The organism is Larkinella terrae (assembly GCF_009668025.1).
Taxonomy (GTDB): Bacteria; Bacteroidota; Bacteroidia; order Cytophagales; family Spirosomataceae; genus Larkinella; species Larkinella terrae.
In genome coordinates this window covers 748,543-767,355 of record NZ_WJXZ01000014.1, presented here as the reverse complement: position 1 = coordinate 767,355, position 18,813 = coordinate 748,543, and the positions used below count along the sequence as shown (strand labels likewise).

Here is an 18,813-nt window from a genome sequence, read left to right as displayed (position 1 = left end):
TGCCCCATGCCCGTTCCCCTCTGCCCTACAACATATTCAGCAGATTTTCGACCATGACGGGCGAGCCGATGTAAAGCGGGGTGCGCTGGTGGAAACTGAACGGTTTGATGTCCAGCACGGATTGGTAGCCTGAAGTAGCGAGGCAACCGGTCATTTCGGCTAAGAAAGCCAGCGGATAGGCTTCGTAAAGCAGCCGAAGTTTGCCATCCGGATTCTTTTTCGTCGGCGGATACAGGTAAATACCGCCTTTCAGCAAATTCCGGTGGAAATCGCCGACCAGCGAGCCGATGTAGCGGGCGGTGTATTTTTTCCGGCGGCATTGGGTCAGGTAATTCTGCACACCCAGTTCGTAATCGTCCAGATTGCCATCGTTGCAGGAATAAATCTGGCCGTCGGCCGGGCTCTGGATGTCGGGATGCGATAGAATAAATTCCCCCAGCGATGCGTCGTACGTAAAACCGTTGGCATTATGGCCGGTCGTATACACCAGAATCGTCGAAGAACCGTAGAGAATGTAACCAGCAGCCACCTGCCGCCGTCCGCCCTGGAGAAAATCGGCCATCGTGGGTTGTGTTCCGATGGGCGTCACGCGTCGGTAAATCGAAAAAATCGTACCGATTGACACGTTCACGTCGATGTTGGACGACCCGTCGAGCGGGTCCATGGCCACGACGTACTTGGCGTGGTTGTTACCGGTGTAAATAATTTCTTCCTCCTCTTCCGAGATAATCGCACAAGCTTCTCCCCCGTTTTTCAGCGCCCGGCTGAACCGGATGTTGGCGATCATGTCCAGTTTCTGCTGACTTTCGCCCTGCACATTCTGGATGCCCATTCCGCCGGTGAGGTCGATCAAACCCGCCCGATTTACTTCCCGGTGAATGATTTTTCCGGCCAGCGCAATGTCGCGCAGCAATTGCGAAAGCTCGCCCGTTGCGTACGGGAAGGCGGTTTGCCGGTGCATGATATACCGGTCCAGGGTAACGCCAACCGGCAACGCCAAAGGGTGCGAAACGGCTGTTTCCATCTGCTGTACGTTCATCGTCGTTGAGAATTTTATGGGTGAATAGTTCGATTACACAAAAGCAATACCGGAAGGAACAGGACAGCCCGATCCAGTTAAAAAATTATCTTTTTCGCAGAAATGGATAAACCCGGATAGAGGAAGGAATAGTTGGATAACTGGATAAGATTAGGCAGGAAGTTTTTTATTTTAAAATTTTACTGACTATTTATTCACGCAATCGTTACCGGGAACGTTCCCGGAAGTTGCTTCTGCCGGAAAAGTGATTGGTCTTTTTTTGAATTTTACCAATAATTGCTTTGGACGCCATAACCATCAAGGACATTGCCCGCGCGCTGAATCTTTCGACCTCGACGGTGTCGCGGGCCTTGCGGGACAGCTACGAAATCAACGCCGAAACCAAGCGTCAGGTCGTTGAATACGCCGAGCGATTGCACTACCGGCCCAATCCGATTGCGGTGAGTTTGAAGGAAAACCGCAGCCGGGTCATCGGCGTTGTGGTTCCGCAGATTGCCAACCTCTTTTTCTCGCAGGTCATCAACGGAATTGAGGCCGTGGCTTATAACCGGGGCTACCACGTCAGCATTTTCCAGAGTCACGAGTCCTACGAGCGGGAGTTGGCGACGGTGCAGCAGGTGGTTTCCCGAAAAGCCGACGGTTTGCTGATCTCGCTGTCCAGCAACACCACCGACGTGTCGTATTTGCGCCAGCTGCAGGAGAAAAAGCTACCGATTGTCCTGTTTGACCGGGCGTCGAAAGACCTTGATGTGCCGAGCGTGACAGCGGATAATTTTGCGGGCGCTTTTGCGGCCACGGAACACCTGATCCAATCGGGCCGCCGACGCATCGCACACGTGGCCATTCCGGCAGGTATTTCGATTGCGCAGGAAAGGCTAGCGGGGTACCGGTTTGCGCTGGAAAAATACGGGATTCCGTACGATGAAAAGCTGGTTCGGCATGCCGGTTTTGGCCCGAATGAAGTGGAGCCAATTGTGGATGATTTACTCAATCAGATGCCAGACGCCTTTTTTGCCGCCAGCGACCGGCTGGCTCTCGGGTGCCTGGCAACGCTGAAAAAACGGAAGATTTCGATCCCCAGCCAAATTGCGCTGATCGGATTTACCAACATTGCCGTGGCTGATTTACTCGACCCGCCGATGAGTACGGTCGAACAACCGGCGCTGGAAATTGGTCAGGTAGCCGCCGGACGCTTGATTGATCTGATCGAAGGAAAGCAAAAAACCGCTTCGTCCGAGCCCGTAAAAATCGCAACCCGGCTTGTGATTCGGACATCGACACAAGCCGGGTTGTAAAATCACTTCAATCAATTGTTTCCCGGTCCCGGACCACCGGGGAAACGGCCTCCGCCCCCACCACCGCCGGGGAAACGGCCTCCGCCACCGCCGTTTTGCCGATACGGACGGTCTTCATTGCTGTTGTTATTACCGTTGGAGGGCGACACCTTGAACTGGCGCAGGTTGTAGGTGAACGTCAGCATAAAATACCGCTGCAACACCTGCGCGCGGCTGTTTTCGACGTACGTATCGGCCTGCGTCACGCTGATGCTGTTGTTCTGCTTCAGCAAATCGAAAACCGTTACCTTCAGTTCACCCCGCTGATCTTTCAGGAATTTCTTGCCCACTCCGGCGTTCCAGAGGGTGTAGTGCTGATTGATGCTGCCGTTGAAACCGGTGTATTTCTGGTTGGAAATATCCGATTGCAGCACCAGACCGGGACCAAAAATCCAGTTGACCCGACCACCCAGCACCTGAAAATAATACTTGTTGTTGTTTTGTGGCTGAAGCGAATATTTCACATCGTTGAAGTTACCCGAATACGACAGCGAGAAGTCCAGTTTCTGGCTGATGTTACTGCTCAGATTGACGCCCTGCGACCAGGTCATGCTGTTGGCGTTGTTGATCTGGTTGTTGATCAAACTGGGTGAACTGCCGTAGCTGTTACCGGCATTAATGCTGAGGTTACTCTTGATGAATTTGAGCGGGGTACTATAGGTCACAAACGTGCGGAGGTTCCACAAACCGCTCAGGTTGACCGGACGCGTGAACTGGACGCCCTGTCCGAGCGTCGTTCCGTCCGGTAAGGTTGCAGTTCCGTTGCTGATGAGGGTGGAGGTTCCGATGTAATTATTGGTCGAACTCATGTTGACAAACACGAACAGGCTCCGGCCTTTTGCCGGTTTGGTGAGCTGATACCGCGCCGAAATGTTGTGGCTGTACGACTGTTTCAGGTTCGGGTTCCCGGCCGACAAAAACAGCGGATTCGAGTTGTCGAGCACATTCTGGAGCTGCGTAACGCCCGGTGCCTGCGTATTGGTGCGGTAGAAAAGCCGGATGCGGCTGTCGGTCGCGAGCTTGATGTCGAGCATCGCCGACGGCAGCAGGTTGTTGAAATGCGCCCGCACGTCGTTGTTCAGCGGAAACGTCTGGTCGCTGATCAGGTCGGCTCGCTGGTAATTCAGGTTGACATTCACCCCCATTTTGGGCGAACGGTAATTGTAACCAACCCCCGCCTGATTGGTCAGGTAATCGTTCTGGAAGGTGTTCGACAGCAGCGAATCCAGTTGATCGTACCGCATCGTCGCCGGATTGTAGCGGTTCGTTCGCTTTTTAGCGTCGCTGTAGCGGTAGGTTGTCGTGTAGTTTAGTTGTAGTTGACTCAGTTTCGAGAGCGGTTCCGTAAAAGCCGCATTGAGCGAATACTGGTAACTCGGCGTGTTGTTGTTCGTTTCCTGCTGAATGCGCTGGTCCGGCGTTTTTCCGGTAAAGTATTCATTCAGTGATAATTGCGTAACGTCCCGATCCTGCGTACTGATCTGCGTACCGAAGTTCAGCGAAAGCGACCGCCCGCGTTTTTCGAACCGGTGCCGGAACAGAATGTTGTTGCTGAAGTTGAAAGCCCGCGTCAGGGTGCTCGTGTTCGTATTACTCCGGTTCAGCAGCAAACTATCGGGCGGCAAAACCGGGTTGAAGTTGTTGCCCAACGTCGGATTTTCGGACGTACTATCGCTGGCGAGGTAGGTTATCCCCTGCGAACTGCTCCGGGCGTTGTTGTTTTGCCACCGCAAGCGGGGCGTCACCAGCAGCGAATTTTTAGAATTGATCGTGTATTCGAGACGAAAATCCAGCCGGTGGTTGCTGTTGGAGCTCCGGGTATCGCTGTTCTGGAAGTAATTCTGACTGGCATTTTCGGTCAGCGTATACCGGCGAAAAACCGTCTGCGAATTGCTGTTATTGCTGTTGTTGAAGAAATAACTCCCGCGAATGGTGACGTGCTTGCCCCAGTCGTCGGAGAAGTTCAGGCCGATGGAGTTGGTTTTGTTGATCCCGCTTTGCTGACCCACCAGAAAGTTGTCGGCGCTGCTGCCACCGCCCTGACCTCCGCCACCCGGGCCACCTCCTCCGCCCCCTCGACCTCCACCACCTCCGCGGCCTCCGCCACCCGGGCCACCTCCTCCCCCGCCACTACTGGCGACGCCGGTTAAATCCTGCGAGGAGAAGTTTTGCTGGTTGATGTTGTTGCTCAGTCCGACGATGGAAAACCGCCGGGCGCCGTTGAACAGGTTGACGTTTCCGCCCGCCGAATAGGTATCGTTGGTGCCGTATCCGGCATAAACCCGGCCAAACGTTCCATTCTGCCGGTCTCCGCGCGTGACGATGTTGATGGTTTTGGTCGTTTGTCCGTCGTTAAAACCGGTAAACTGGGCCTGATCGCTCATGCGGTCAAAAATCTCGATCTTATCTACGACCTCGGCGGGCAGGTTTTTCAGGGCAATGCTGGGATCGTCGCCAAAGAAGATTTTTCCGTCCACCAGCACCTGCTGCACATCTTCACCCTGGGCTTTCACAGTACCGTTTTCGACGGTGATGCCCGGCATTTTCTTGATCAGATCCTCCGTGGTTGCGTCGCGGGTAACTTTAAACGCTTCGGCATTCAGTTGGAGCGTGTCGCCTTTCTGCTGGGCGGGCGGAATTTGCCCTTTCACCACAACTTCCTTGAGCGTTTTGGCATCTTCGGTCAGCGTGATGGTTCCCAAATCCTGAACGGGTTCGGAAATGGTAATCACTTTATCATAATCCGTAAACCCCAGGTAACTGGCTTTGATCCGGTAGGCTTGCGGACTCAGGTTCATGAATGTAAAGACGCCACTCGTGTCCGTGACGGCGTACTGTTTCTGGGTGGTGTCGGCCTGCGATGTCAAAATAACCGGTACTCCAATCAGCAGGCTATTTTTGCCATCGGCAAATTTTCCGGTCAATTGGTTGGTCTGGGCAAACAGGGCGGTCGTTGAGGTTAGCAAAAAGACCAAAACCGTATACATACGCGCCCGCTGCCGCCCGAAACGTGCGCAGCAAAAGGGAAACCGGTGTAGAAGATTTACATTCATTGGTTCAATGGGTGAATACGTGCGATTTCACAGTTTTGTCATTGCAATGGAATCCACTGCAATGACAAATCCTGCGAACGACTGAACTGACTAAAGGAGATGAAGCGTAATCCTAACACGAGGAATACACCGAATACTGATTGTGGGGTGCTTTTGTTTTATTTATTTCCGCCCGGCCGACGGCCCCGCATGGCCCGTTCTTCCTTGAACGTACCTTTGGCATCGAAAACCACTATTTTGCGGGTTGTATCCGCCACGACCACCAGGTTGTAGTTGTCTTCTTTGTCCTTCATGATCCGCCGAACGGTCATGCCGGGGTACTTGTCTTTCACGTACGCCATCACCGGAGCGGGCAGTGCGCTTTCTTCCACCTGCGTCATGCCTTCCATCATCCGGCCTCCGCCACCACCACCCTGTCCATTCTGGGCTTTGCTTTCAAAAACAGTCATCCCGGCTAACAGCAGGGCAACGAAAATTACTTTTTTCATGATGGTAACCTGTTTAGTTGTAGTGCTTAGATGTTAATTCTGGGCAAACCCTGCGGGTGCCTGCGAAAAAAGAGCATTATTTTTCTGAATGGTCCCGGCGCGTGGAGTCCGGCCGGTGTCTTCCCTGCCAGCCCGAGCGGCCAAACGGGCCGAAACCGGGTCGTTCGGCCAGCACCTGCTTTAGTTTTTTCCGTTGTTCGGGCGTACACAAAGCACTCACTTTTTGAAAATGCAGCAGCGTCAACACATTCAGACGGACGCTCTTTTCTTCAATTTTCCGGGCCTGCTCCGTCAAAACTGCTTCGGTCAGCGTCGTATCGCCCACCTGTCCAAAAAACCGCTTGCGTTCCTGTAACATCGAATCCAGCAGCGGTTTTATCTCCTTGAAATGACGTTGGCGCATCGCCCGGTATTGGGTCCGCTGTTCTTCCGAAAAACCGAGCGTTTTGGACAAATACGACCGGCCATCGCCGTGCCGATCCCACTGCGGCCCCTTCGGTGCCAGCCACATCCAGCTTAGCAAACCGGCATTCAGCAGTACCAGCGCAATGATAATCCCAATCAGCATTCGGACTTTATTTCGATCATTCATCGGCGTACACGGTTTGGTGATCGAGTTGGTAATCCTGCACAAAAGCTTCGTACGTGCCGGGATCGGTTTCCACCGTCGGCGCGTTCGAGCTGTTCTGCCAGATGGCCACCGACACATTCAGCGCAATCAAAACCCCAAGCGTGCCGAGCGCATAGGCCGGTTTTTGCAACCACCACGGCAGCAGGGCCGCCAGCTCCGACGACTCCATCCGGCTTTTCAGCCGGGCCTCCAGCCGGGTATAAAAAAAGGGGCGCGGCTGGGCGGGCTCGATGTTACCAAGCTGCCGAAACCGGTCTTCCCATTGATGATCTTCCTCGTTCTCTTTCATGACGTCACGGATTTCTACGTTCTTTATAATAAGGTGCCAATTGCTTGCGGAGATTCTGTTTGGCCCGGTGCAGCAGCGATTCCACCGCCGAAACGCTGACCTCCAGCACGTCCGCAATTTCGCGGTGACTTTGTTCTTCGATATAGTGTAAAATAAAGGCAACTTTCTGCGTATCCGCCAGTTGGTCAATGGCTTTGAAGAGCGTTTTCATCTCTTCTTTTTGTTCCAGCGAAACCCCCGGATGATGGAAATCGGGCGGATGATGCAGCACTTCGTTGTTCAGCCCAAACAAACTCGTCAGGATCGAAAACCGCTTCCGGGCCTTCCGCTTGCGGTGGTGCGCCAGCGCCTTCGAGGTGGTGATGCGGTACAGCCAGGTTGTCAGCCGGGCTTCTTCCCGAAATTGCCGGACGGTCTGGTACACTTCAATGAATACCTCCTGCGCAATGTCCTCAGCCTCTTCGGGTTGCTGCACAATGACCAGCGCAATGTTGTAGACCTTGTCCTGATACGTCTCGACAAGAATCCGAAAAGCCGACTCCCGGCCTGCTTTCAGCTCAGCGATCAGTTCGGACTCCTGCAAACGGTCGATATCGTTAAAAGTGAACACATGGGATTAGGTACGAAAGATTGGAAAATCCTGCGGGACTCGTTTGTTTTTTTTCATTGGCCGTAAAAAAAGCACCACCCGATCCGGAATGGTGCCTCTTTAAAATGCGGTTTTCGAACGTTAACCGCTCACATTTTCGTAAACTCAACCCGACGGTTGGTGGCCTTTGCTTCCGGTGTCGGTTTGGGATCGATTGGCTTGGTCTGTCCGTATCCTTTCGCCACCAGACGGTTTTTACCAATTCCCATGGCGGCCAACTGATTCAGTACGGCGTCGGCTCTTGACTGCGATAATTTCATGTTATAATCCGGTGTTCCGTCGGTATCCGTATGTCCGCCAATCTCCAGTTTTTCCGCCGGATTTGCTTTTAAATACGTCACGATTTCCCGAATAACCGTGATGCTTTCCGGTTTTAATTCGTATTTATTGACGTCAAATTTGATGGCGTGCGTAATGAATTTACCGCCCACGAAAGTTATCTTTTTCGGGACATACGTTCCAATCCGGAAATTCTTCAATAAGATATTCATCTTACCCGACTTATTGCCCGTTACCATAACGCTTTTGGGTTGCAGTCGGCAATCGGCAATATCGATCATCTTATACTGATCGATGTAAACCGATAAATGCTTTTTATACTGCGCGATCGAAACATGCACCCAGCGGTTATAAAACTTGTCTTCACCGAAATATTCCGCCGGATTATCTTTGGTTGCATGCCCATCGTTCGGATAGTTGACACTCGTGGCGTGTTTGTTAGGCGTAATCACCACCTGGCTATCGTCGCTCAACAGGAGGATTTCAATACCCGGATTTCCATCATAACCGGCATCCAGCCAGGTATCGTATTCGATGGTTAAACTATCCGGCATTTTCCTCGCCCCGAATAAAACCGGTGTCAGTTTGGTGTAATATTCATCGATCGAAATACATTTCTGGCCTTCAAAATCGATGATTGAAGCCTTGCCTTCCATGCCCCACTTCCCGAGCGGTTTTTCACCATCTTTGTACGTTAAATTGTCTTCGAACAAGGTTTTCTCTCCGGCCACAAAGTCGTATTTATCGTACGATTTATCGATGGTCTGGCCGAAACAGGTGAACGAGAAGAATGCCAGAAAAAGCAAACTGAGGGAGCGCATGTTTTTAAAAGTTAAGAAGCGTTACGGTTTAGGCAAAAGGTATTGGTCTTGCGGAATACTAATCGGACCAACCGGCAGGATAGGTGAATTCAAAATAAAGTTGCCTGATCGAATAAACCAGTCAATACCGCATAGGTATTCATTTCGGCATTTAAAACAAAAAAATGACCAGCGTATATTGCTTAAATTTTTGCTGCCGGTTTTTAGCGGTAATCACTAAAGTCCGAAACCGCTTCGACGTTTGCTACTTAAAAGCACTTTAGTAGCATCTGATGAAAGGAGCTTCGCTATTACACCGGCAACCCGGAAACATATCGTACCTCTGCACTTAATCAAGCACCAAATCTCATCGTTTACATTGAGTAACTCCTTTCAAAAATTCACCCGTTACCGGGAGCAGCTCAGCCGTGCGACTTCGTTGGGTTTTAGCTGAACCGGATAGCCCGCGATCAGGGCCGAGCCTTTCACCGTCTGGGTTTTAGTACCGATGGTCACGGTATAATTTTTGTCTTTCTCGATGGGAAACCATTCCTGAAACTGGTTGATGCGCGGATAGTCGATCGGCATGTGCATGTGTTCCGAATGCCAGTTGGAGCCAAAAAACAGTTTTCCCTGCCAGGCGGTGGGTGACGTAAGGGTGACGTAAACCGTATTTTTATCGGTCACGGCGCCGTAAACGACTCCGGCATTCCAGTTGGAAATATGGATTCCGGCGGTTTTCCAGAGGGCATACATCAGCGATGTTCGGGCAAAATTGCCGTCTCCGTGCCAGCCTTCAATGATGCCATCCGGTTTTTGAAAATTCCAAAGCACCTTGATCTCACTTTCCAGCCAGTCTTTCGCGCCCGGAACCGGCTCCCGCAGGTAGAGATTCAACGTTCCCTCAATGGCGTCGGCGTAGCCATCCGCGCTGCCATTTTCCCAATCATGGTTCCGGTAATAAGCTGAAAGTGAACCGAGTACCTTTAAGGTCGCTTCCCGGTAGCTGGCCACGTGGTCGATCAAATACACCGTGTAAAACGCATTGAGCGTATACCCGAAATTATCCGCCAGCCGCTTCTGCGTAATCTCACCCGTCACCGGATTTATTTCATCATAAAAGAGTCCGTGTTCATTGCGCCCTTTCGCCAGAATGGCATCCAGCATTTCGTGCACAAAGGGTTGCCATTGCCGCTTTTTGGCCGGGTCGACCACCGAAACCACCGCGTAGAGTTCGACCAGCCCGGACACAATTTCGCAACCGTGATCGCGCAGTTGCAAGCGCGGAAGCGCCCGCGTGGGCAGGTGATCAGCCGAGAGGTAGTAATCGCCGATTTGAATGCCCCACTGCAGCCATTGCGGGTTGCGGGTTTGCCAGTACATGCGCGCCAGAACCTGCAGTAAATCACCGCCCACTTCTACCACGGCGTGCTTCCCCAAACCGTTGCTTTTGATTTGCGTGGGCACGTCCACGATTTTGTCGAGGTCCTCCAGAATCCCCAGCATCCGCTCCGACCAGGGGCTTGGGCCAAGCCATTCGGTCAGCGGAATAAGGCCGTCTTTCATGTATTCGGCGCTGCCAAAAATCACCTGGCTGGTATCAATCGGGTTGTTCTGAAAGCCCCGCTTGCAAAACGAGTAGGTGTCGGGCAAACGGCCAATCCGGGAGGTCAGGCGGGTTTCGGTCGCAAGCATTTTCCGCATTTTCCCCTCAAAGAGCGGCCGATCCAGCATGGATGCGGTCATGACCATGAACGGATAATTATCGGCGGCCGCATCCCAGGCGTTCCAGATACAGGTGCTTTGGGTCAGATTGCGCGGAATAAGCCCCGTCACCGAGTCGGCTTTGGCGAGCCAGCCCAGCAGGTACCGATGGCTCCGGCGAAAGGCTTCGTTGGCCGCTTTGCCATTCGCCAGCGCCTGGTTATAGCTATTTTCTGATTGTTGATTAACCGGTTTTTGACCGAAGCTACGTAAAGAAGTAATGGAAACAGCAAAAATCAGCAGAACGCGCAGGCTCCAGCGGTTTTTATAACCTTTTTCAATTCGATCGGTCCGATCTATCATCATCAGGAATTTTATAGGGTCAGGGACACCGCTTTTGCAGGTAGCAAATGGGGTATTAATTGGTTTCCTGTAAAAAGCAGAGAATTGGTTATATCTAACCGCCAGGGCTTTAAATCTGCCTGTTCGTGGAAATGCTTACTTTTTTGCCGCTGACAGGGTCTTCGACCGCTGTCAGGGCAGCACACCCTGACAGCGGCTGAAAGCCCTGTCAGCGGTGACACCTCAGAAAATTACCGGTAAAAGCTACTTCCGTTTCCCCGCCACTGGAAACTGCGAAATCCGCAGATTTGTACAGCCATACGGAACCAGAATAATTTCTTCCTCGGTCGGTTCGGCCTCCAGTTTATACATCTGGCTATAGGGAATGGGGCCGGTCATTTCGTTGTAAATCTGCCAGGTCGGAATGCGCCGGGCTTTGGTTTTAATCTGGATCGGAGCATTTTCTACATTCCACGGAAAAGTAGAAACCGTACCGGTTTTTTCAACTCTATACGCCTGATCCAGCTTTTTATCGGAGGCTTCTACCAGACCATAATTCCAGGGCGTTGTGGGGCGAATTTCCTCGTACGAATCGCCGTAATCGATCGGATCTTTCTCGTTTTTAACCTTTTTAACTGCCTCACCCATCTTCAAAGCATACGTGATCGGTCCACGTTCGATCGATACCGAATTTTCGTACCAGGTATTTTTAAACAGGTGCATCGGCAATTCCAGTTCAACGACATCGCCGGATTTCCATTCACGTTTAATCGCTACAACCTGGTTTCCATTCACTTCCTGCCAGACTTTTCCGTTGATTTTTATCGACGCTTTTTTACACCATTCCGGCACGCGTAAATGGAAAGGAAAACTGACGGTTTTAGCGGTTTTTAAGGTAAACCGGACGGTTTCTTCGAACGGATAATTGGTTTCCTCCTTAAACAAAACTTCGGTTCCGTTTGCAACGGTTATTGTGGCTTCGCTGGGTGCATAAACCAAGGCCGCAGCGCCATGATCGGGCGTCGCATACCACAGATTCTGCGTGAATTTAGGCCAGCCCTGGTGCATGTTCGACGTGCAGCATGGATAGCCGGAAAGCAGGCCAAAGCACAAATCCGTTCCGTTGTGATTCACGTCAAAATTGCGCATGTACCGGGTCGCCATCACCTGGTTGGCCTGTTGAAAATACTGGCGACCCATAAAATCGTCGGAAACCTGAGCGGGCAGGGCATTGAAGGCAATTTTCTCGATCTGGTCGGCAAAATTTACGTTGCCGGTGATTTCCAGCATACTTTCCAGCGAAAACAGCATCTCCACCGCCGAACAAAGTTCCGAGCCCTGCGTTGGATTGTTGCCGTGCAACGCTTCGTCTCCGCCGTATAAACCGTGCGCCATGCCGTTGAATTTCCGGAGATCTTCAAATCCTTTTTTCGTCGCATCCAGGTACTTTTGTTCCGGGTGATGCTGGTAATAAATGACCGGTGCCTTGATGCCCTGTGCCAGATTAACGCAATGAATACTGCCCTTTTGCGAAAGCATATCGGTATTCAGAAAAGCGTTGGTATAATCGAACGTTTGCTTGTGAATTAAATCGCCCAATTCCAGCAAAAACTTGTCGCCGGTGATGTTATAAAGCCAATACACATTCATCAGATTATCACCCCCGCGATACCGCGCCCAGAACGTCCAGTGATCGAGTGGTTTTTGCGGTAACTCTTTCAATTGGTACTTAAAATAATTCGTCATTAACCGAATTACCCGCTGATCATTGGTTGCGGAATAATATTGCTTCAGAATTTTAAGCATCACCATTTTAGGCCACCAGTCGCGACTATTGTCGCGCTGAACGCCCGGTTCGGGGCTGTAATCTTTCGACGGGCCGAAATAACCGTCCGGCTGCTGGCTTTTAATGGCCCATTCGATCCACGGTTTTGTCTTGGCAATCAATTCCTGATCGTCCAGAATATAGGCAAGCGGTAAAAGGCCATCGATCCAGTACGGTCCCCGCTCCCACTGATCACCGTCGCCACCCAACCAGCCGTTGCGTTCATTCATGACCAGCGGATATAACTTATCCAGATTGCCGGTCGCGCCGTTCTTTTGGCGAACCAGCATTTCGCGCAACCAGCCCTGTGGTTTTATCGCTCCGAGCGGCAATTCCAGGTACGAATTCTGGCGCAAAGGTGCCCGGCCCATCGTATAACCTACCGGTTTTTTCGTTTGGCCAATCGCAGTTATGGCAGCACTTAAAAAGAGAATGGAAAGAATAAATTTCATTTTCATTGAGCTTAAACAGGCCGATGGAAGTACTGGTTGATACGTTTTGAGTTTATGATTTATAGCCATAAAGCTTAACGTAATCAGCTGGTTAAACTAAAAGCCATACACGTTAAACCCCGGTTTATTGCCCTAACGAACTCTTCCCCAGATCTTTGGAAGTGGCGACGGCAATGACGCGCCCGTTGGTGCCGACGGCGTTGTAGAAATGATAAACCACGCCTTTCCATTTGATCACCCAGGGCTTGTGGGCGTAGGTCTTGTCGTACGGTTCGGAGGAAGCGATCAGGTCGTCGCCCGTCCAGTCGGTCCAGTTGAGTAGGTCGTAGGAACAGGCAAACCGCTCAAAAGCACCGGGTTTCCAGAACGCGCCAAAGTAGAACATCACGTACAAATCGCCCATTTTTGTGATCTGCGCATCCCCGCAAATACCGGTTTTTCGGGTAATCAACGGTTCCTGTCCCAAGCGTTTCCAGTGCGTCATGTCGCTGGAAACCGCCATGGCGATGTTTTCAAAACCGCTGCCTTTGGCGTCCGGTTTTACGCCTTTGGCGTTGTAATACATGACGAACGGGTAGCCGGTTTTCTGCGCCTTATCCCGAATTACCAGACTTTTATAAATGGTCTTATTGTCGTACCAGCGCGCATCCTGGTCGACCGCCGACAACACGGGTTGCGGCAGCCGCTCCACTTCAACCGGTTTCGTCAAATCGCCGGTTTTCGCGGTACCAACGCCCAACCGGCCCGCTTCGTAGCCTTTTTCGGACCCGCCCAGGTACGACAGCCAATACCGGTTGCGGTATTTTTCGGGTTCGTAGGAACCGCCCCATTCCGTATCGATCAGGGCGACATATCCGGCTTTCTGCGTGGCATCCCAGTCTTTATCGGTAAATGACATCAGCTTTCCGAGCGTCGTCCAGTTCAGGAGATTGTCGCTTTTAGCCAACCAGGTTTCGTACCCCTTTCCGTCAAAAATGATGTAGGTCATGTACCAATTCGTCCCTTTTCGGAAAACGGTGGGGCTGTCCACCATCCGACCGGCGTCGGGCTGGGCCAGAACAATGCCGTATTTATAGGGCGTTTTGACTTCTTCGAAAACCGCCCGCATCCGGTCGTCCGGCACCTGAATGGCCGGGCGGTTGGGCTGGGCAATGATTTGCAGAACACTTGTAAACAATAAACCGATGATAATGAGAGACTTCATTTTCCAATACAAACCGAATCCTGGAACAACTGTGCGCGTTGCGGCAACCACCAGTAGGGAAAGTCAGCTTTGGACGGTATTTACTCCGAAATCGACTACAATCCGGCGATGGATTTCTTCCATCACAAAAAACCGGTCGCCGATCCCAAACCTGCTAGGGTTTATGATCAACGACCGGTGAACTTTTCAGAAAAAATTGATGAAGTGTAAGGTACTGATTTAACGCTCTTTGTACTCGATAACCAGGCAATTGGAACAGGCCCAGGGTGAATTTTCTCCGTAAAAGTCCAGCGTTACAGACCCATCGGCCGCGTAGGCGCCATTTTTATTTTTCACCTGAACCAGTTTCCCCGTTGGTCGATGCACGGCGGTAATCTTATAACGACCAATCGGCACGTCAGGAATACGGCCGTACGAATTGGAATGGGGTTCGCCGGACCTGATTTTCAGCGTTTTCCCCGCCGTGCCGTCGATGAGCGGCCCGACCGGTGTAAACGTAAACTCAATGTTCTCAACGTCGTCTATCTCGCTCAGAATGTCCTTATCGAGCGTCACTTCACCCCCGTAATGCCGACCCGATTGCTCGGGGTCTTCGCCCGTGAGCTGCCATTGAAAATTACGAACCGCCCCCTCGTCACCGGCAAAAGCCGCCGTATTGTCCGGCTTCAGGTCAAGCGTGTAATTTTTCCCATTGTACGACTTTCTAATCTGGGCAATCGCCCGATAACTTCCGGTTGGCGTCTTCACGCGATAATTCCCTTTCGCATCGCTGCTGGTTTCCAGATGGCTGTTGTAGAGGAATAGATTATCAGCCAGAATTGTCGCGCCCGGCAGCGGTTTTCCCTGCGGATCCGTTACCTGGCCCACCAGAAAACCGGCGGTCGCCGAGCCACCCGCTGCGGGGTCATCACCGGATTTGGAACAACCTGCATTCAGCAGCAATCCGACAAAAGCCGCCGTCCGAACGAGATTGAGAAGCGTTTTTAGAAACAGAATCTTCATTGGAATTCTTTGCTGGAGGAGTGTGGAGGATGTGTCGGGCCAGCAAAAGTCGCCAGCCCGACATCGTATAGGTTAAGAATTAGTCGAGGTATTTAGCGTACGTAGCTTTATAACCGAGCACACAGGCCACCGGAGTCAGTAGCGAAAACACCACTTTCTGAACCACCGGCCCCGGTTTCGTCAGCCGGAACACCCGCGAAAACCGATTGATCAGGAGCGAAAGCTGCAAAACCGACGGAATGCCGCTCGCGTTGGTCTTGCCGTCGTTGGCCAGCCCGGTGGTCGTTTCCAGAAAGTATTCGGTGTCCAGCGCCGGGGTGACCCGCCAGTTGACCACAGTTTTCTGATCCGTTGGATTCCACATGGCGTGTACGGTATTTTTCGGAATGTGAAACCGGTCGCCCGCCCGGAACAGGCGCACTTTACCGTTCATCCGAACCGTAAGTTTTCCGGAAAGAACCTGAAAATCCTCGGTCTGGTGCGGGTGGTAGTGGGCCACGGGTTCCGATGAATGAGCGCGGAACGCAGCTTCCATCTCAAGTAGTTCACCATCGGTATCGTTTTTGGTTTGAATAAACCGGATCTCCTGCCCGGTCTTGGTGTTCGAAATCACCTTGTTCGCGTACGCCATCGTTGTTGTTTACTTACGGTTCATAGTATTCGATGTTACCCCGGTAAAATCCGGCGGATTCCGGCTCAAACTCCAGATTGACGAAGCCGGTGTTTTCACTGGTTTGTCTGGTTGTCCTGTTCCGAAGCAGAATGGTGCGAACCGCTCCGCCAGCCGCCGGTTTATGAACCGCCCGAATATTGTATTTTCCCAGGGGAATGTCTTCCAGGTATTGCGTGCTAACCAGGTTAGCCTTGATTTTCAGTGGATTGCCGACGCTGCCGTCGATGAGATCCGTGGGCGTAAACGTAAATTCGACCTCGTTTTTCGGAATATTCGTATCGCCCTGATAGAGCCCAACGTAACCGCCGAAATAACCCACCAGCGGTTCCGGTTTCTTCCCCGATAAAACCCACTGGAAATCGATAACCGGGCTGTCGACCGCCGTAAAGCTATCCGAATTGCTTGGCTTCAGGCGGATTTCGTAGGTCCTGCCGCCGTATTTCCTTTCGAAAGTCGCGTAGACACGGTAAACGCGGTTCTCCAGTTTGATCCGGAAATGGCCTTTCGCGTCGGTATGCGTCGAAGCTCCGGACATATACGGCCCGGTTTCGTCGATAAAAACCAGCGCGCCCGCAATGGGCTGGCCTTTCGTATCGACTACCGTTCCGCTGACATAGCCCTGCTTTGGCCCCAGCACGTCGTCCGCAGTTTTTCCGCAACCGCTGAGCAGCGCCCCGACCAGCGCCAGGTGGAGAAAAAATCGATTCGCCATCATGAGTCGTTGTTGTTTACGGTTTTAAAACTACCGTAGACATCTGCGAACCCAAATCGCCTTTATGCGAACCGACACCGGCATTATTTAACCCGCCCGCAATCCGGTTTGAAAAATGCAACGGATTCAGAAGCGCTCCCCCGTTTTGGAAAACCGCCCGGCTCCGCAAAACCAAATGGACAATACCGCGTTTCACCCTGATTTTGGGCCGGTTCAAAGAAAACACCTGGGGGATTTGACGGGCGGTACCGTACTTTTAGGAAAGCCCAAAAGGACGTTTTGCACATGAAGAAATTACTCCACCCTTTCATTGAGAAGGCGCCAGGTTTGCCCTGTTCGTCCCATCGAATCTGGAAATACATTATTCTGTTCTGGAGTTTTCAGGCGGGTATTACCCTCATCGAATTCAGTCTCAACAGTTGGGTCAGCCCCTACCAAATGCTGTTTTCCGGCTGGGCACAATGGGTCCTCCACTGGGTTTTGTGGATGCTCTGCACGCCCTTGCTGCTGTATATGGCTCAGTCTTTTCCCCTGAACCGGCAGCAAACCAAACCGCTCTTTGCCCGAACCCTGCTCATTCATTTACTGGCCTTTACTGTTTTGACATTCACTGTGCGCTCCATCGAATACCTGATGATCTGGCCACTCTACAGGTGGGAAACCGGGAAGGAATTGCCCTGGGACAACATTTTGAAATGGTTTGTCGGCGAATACAGTTGGGGAACCTCCTTGTACCTGCTGGTGCTGGTTTTGTACAACATTTTTTTATTCGACAACCGCTACCAGCAGCTCGAAAAGCAACACCTGGCGACCGAGCTGACCAATTCGCAGTTAAAGGCCCAACTCACCGACGCCCAGCTTCAGGCGCTGAAAATGCAGCTCAATCCGCATTTTCTGTTCAACACGCACCACGCGATCGTGAGCCTGATGCTGCAACACGACAACCGCAAGGCCATCGACATGGTAACCGCGCTGAGCGATTTACTGCGGGGCGTGCTGGCCCATCAGGACGATAATTTTCTGACGCTTCGGGAGGAATTAAAACTGACGCAGCAGTACCTGACCATTCAGCAAATCCGGTTTCAGGATCGGTTGCAGATCGAATACGACATCGACCCCGGCGCCGAAGAAAGTCTGGTGCCCCAACTGATTCTGCAACCGCTGGTCGAAAATGCCATTACCCACGGAATTGCCGATCTGACCGGCTGCGCCCGGATTCGGGTGGCGGCCCGGCGGGTCGATGACTGCCTGCTGCTCGAAGTGTTCGACAACGGGGTCGGCAATCAGCCCCGGAAACGAAAAACCGCTGGTAACGGACTGGGACTCAGCAACACCCGCTCCCGGCTTCAGCAGGCTTACGGCGATCAGGCCCGCCTGACGTTTGTGCAGCCACCGGGCAACGGCACCACCGTTGCGCTCACCCTTCCCTGTTTATTTTCGCTAACAACTGAATACGATGAATCCTTACCGCTCGCTCATCATTGACGACGAAATTCTGGCCCGGCAGGCCATTCGCACCCTGCTGCAAACCGTGCCAAGCCTTGCGATTGTGGACGAAGCCGCCAACGGCACCGAAGCGGTTCTGAAGATTTTGCAGCACAAACCTGACCTGATTTTTCTGGATATCCAGATGCCCGAGCTGGACGGTTTTGAGGTGATGAAGGAAATCTGGTCGTACCACCAGCCGATGGTCGTCTTCACGACGGCCTACGATCAGTACGCACTTCGGGCTTTCGAAGTAAACGCGATTGATTATCTCCTGAAACCGTTCAACGAGGTTCGTTTTTATCAGGCGCTGAACCGGGCGCAGGAGCGGCTGGCCCAACAGCGAACTCAGCCGCAGGTCGATGCGCTGCTGGGGCAACTGCTGCGCGATGAAACCGCTCAGCCGGAGGGAGCTTATCTGCGCCGGATTCTGGTGAAAGAAACCGGTCGAATGAGTCTGGTTAACACCGACGACATCCGGTATCTGGACGCCGACGGCAATTACATCACCCTGCACACCAGCCAGAAACCGTATTTGATTTACGACAGCCTGACCCACCTGGAGGCACGTCTAGATCCGGCAACGTTTGTCCGGATTCACCGTTCGCACATCGTCAATCTGGATTACGTGGCCGAAATTGAAACCCACTTCAACGGCGAATACATCGTCCGACTGACCACGGGGCAGCAGTTGAAATGGAGCCGGAGTTACCGGGACAACCTGAAGGCGTTTTACACGCGGGTGACGTAGGAGTTTAACGCAGGAACGTTTCCGGGCTGGTTTCGAAAGTAAATTCCTGGACCGGCAAACCGGCTCGGGAACATTCTTTTTTGAGATTTCCCTTCTGACCA

The 18,813-nt window shown here is 52.2% G+C and carries 17 protein-coding genes; 3 read left to right on the top strand and 14 right to left on the bottom strand.

Annotated features, from left to right (window positions below; translation table 11 throughout):
- Nucleotides 1–25 precede the first annotated feature (25 nt).
- The gene (gene fbp, locus GJJ30_RS24940) at nucleotides 26–1,024 is read right to left on the bottom strand and encodes a class 1 fructose-bisphosphatase (protein ID WP_154178725.1); all 999 of its coding nucleotides are present in this window, start codon (nucleotides 1,022–1,024) and stop codon (nucleotides 26–28) included.
- Nucleotides 1,025–1,320: 296 nt separating this feature from the next.
- Here fbp and GJJ30_RS24935 point away from each other — a divergent pair, with 296 nt between their 5' ends.
- Nucleotides 1,321–2,334: a LacI family DNA-binding transcriptional regulator gene (locus GJJ30_RS24935; RefSeq protein ID WP_154177896.1), complete on the top strand. Its 1,014-nt coding sequence runs from the start codon at nucleotides 1,321–1,323 to the stop codon at nucleotides 2,332–2,334.
- A gap of 11 nt (nucleotides 2,335–2,345) precedes the next feature.
- Here GJJ30_RS24935 and GJJ30_RS24930 read toward each other — a convergent pair whose 3' ends face one another.
- The 13 genes from GJJ30_RS24930 to GJJ30_RS32215 form a co-directional block, all read right to left on the bottom strand.
- Nucleotides 2,346–5,426 (bottom strand): outer membrane beta-barrel protein, encoded by a 3,081-nt coding sequence (locus tag GJJ30_RS24930; protein WP_229313399.1) that lies wholly within the window; start codon nucleotides 5,424–5,426, stop codon nucleotides 2,346–2,348.
- 158 nt (nucleotides 5,427–5,584) lie between these two features.
- Entirely contained in the window at nucleotides 5,585–5,914 is a 330-nt protein-coding gene (locus tag GJJ30_RS24925; protein WP_154177895.1) for a hypothetical protein, read from the bottom strand.
- A 76-nt stretch (nucleotides 5,915–5,990) separates the two neighbouring features.
- Nucleotides 5,991–6,506, bottom strand: coding sequence for a Spy/CpxP family protein refolding chaperone (locus GJJ30_RS24920; RefSeq protein ID WP_170299270.1), 516 nt, complete (start codon nucleotides 6,504–6,506; stop codon nucleotides 5,991–5,993).
- Nucleotides 6,499–6,834 carry a hypothetical protein gene (locus GJJ30_RS32085; protein ID WP_170299269.1) on the bottom strand — a complete coding sequence of 112 codons (336 nt, stop codon included), beginning with the start codon at nucleotides 6,832–6,834 and terminating at the stop codon, nucleotides 6,499–6,501. The genes GJJ30_RS24920 and GJJ30_RS32085 overlap by 8 nt, the downstream gene beginning before the upstream one ends.
- A gap of 4 nt (nucleotides 6,835–6,838) precedes the next feature.
- Complete coding sequence (locus GJJ30_RS24915; protein WP_310588381.1) at nucleotides 6,839–7,444, bottom strand: RNA polymerase sigma factor; 606 nt, start codon at nucleotides 7,442–7,444, stop codon at nucleotides 6,839–6,841.
- 128 nt (nucleotides 7,445–7,572) lie between these two features.
- Nucleotides 7,573–8,583 carry an OmpA family protein gene (locus GJJ30_RS24910; RefSeq protein ID WP_154177893.1) on the bottom strand — a complete coding sequence of 337 codons (1,011 nt, stop codon included), beginning with the start codon at nucleotides 8,581–8,583 and terminating at the stop codon, nucleotides 7,573–7,575.
- A 387-nt stretch (nucleotides 8,584–8,970) separates the two neighbouring features.
- Nucleotides 8,971–10,632 (bottom strand): hypothetical protein, encoded by a 1,662-nt coding sequence (locus GJJ30_RS24905; RefSeq protein WP_229313397.1) that lies wholly within the window; start codon nucleotides 10,630–10,632, stop codon nucleotides 8,971–8,973.
- 240 nt (nucleotides 10,633–10,872) lie between these two features.
- Entirely contained in the window at nucleotides 10,873–12,885 is a 2,013-nt protein-coding gene (locus tag GJJ30_RS24900) for a beta-L-arabinofuranosidase domain-containing protein (RefSeq protein WP_154177892.1), read from the bottom strand.
- A 124-nt stretch (nucleotides 12,886–13,009) separates the two neighbouring features.
- The gene (locus tag GJJ30_RS24895; RefSeq protein ID WP_154177891.1) at nucleotides 13,010–14,089 is read right to left on the bottom strand and encodes a glycoside hydrolase family protein; all 1,080 of its coding nucleotides are present in this window, start codon (nucleotides 14,087–14,089) and stop codon (nucleotides 13,010–13,012) included.
- 219 nt (nucleotides 14,090–14,308) lie between these two features.
- Entirely contained in the window at nucleotides 14,309–15,091 is a 783-nt protein-coding gene (locus GJJ30_RS24890; RefSeq protein WP_154177890.1) for a carboxypeptidase-like regulatory domain-containing protein, read from the bottom strand.
- Nucleotides 15,092–15,170: 79 nt separating this feature from the next.
- Nucleotides 15,171–15,722 (bottom strand): cupin domain-containing protein, encoded by a 552-nt coding sequence (locus GJJ30_RS24885; RefSeq protein ID WP_154177889.1) that lies wholly within the window; start codon nucleotides 15,720–15,722, stop codon nucleotides 15,171–15,173.
- Between the two features lie 13 nt (nucleotides 15,723–15,735).
- Nucleotides 15,736–16,479 (bottom strand): carboxypeptidase regulatory-like domain-containing protein, encoded by a 744-nt coding sequence (locus tag GJJ30_RS24880; protein WP_154177888.1) that lies wholly within the window; start codon nucleotides 16,477–16,479, stop codon nucleotides 15,736–15,738.
- A gap of 13 nt (nucleotides 16,480–16,492) precedes the next feature.
- The gene (locus tag GJJ30_RS32215; RefSeq protein WP_205880608.1) at nucleotides 16,493–16,672 is read right to left on the bottom strand and encodes a hypothetical protein; all 180 of its coding nucleotides are present in this window, start codon (nucleotides 16,670–16,672) and stop codon (nucleotides 16,493–16,495) included.
- Nucleotides 16,673–16,761: 89 nt separating this feature from the next.
- Between GJJ30_RS32215 and GJJ30_RS24875 the strand changes: the two genes are divergently transcribed.
- Both GJJ30_RS24875 and GJJ30_RS24870 read left to right on the top strand, forming a co-directional pair.
- The gene (locus GJJ30_RS24875; RefSeq protein ID WP_154177887.1) at nucleotides 16,762–17,961 is read left to right on the top strand and encodes a sensor histidine kinase; all 1,200 of its coding nucleotides are present in this window, start codon (nucleotides 16,762–16,764) and stop codon (nucleotides 17,959–17,961) included.
- On the top strand, nucleotides 17,933–18,712 hold the full coding sequence (locus GJJ30_RS24870) for a LytR/AlgR family response regulator transcription factor (RefSeq protein WP_154177886.1): 780 nt from the start codon (nucleotides 17,933–17,935) through the stop codon (nucleotides 18,710–18,712). The genes GJJ30_RS24875 and GJJ30_RS24870 overlap by 29 nt, the downstream gene beginning before the upstream one ends.
- The last annotated feature ends 101 nt before the right edge of the window (nucleotides 18,713–18,813 follow it).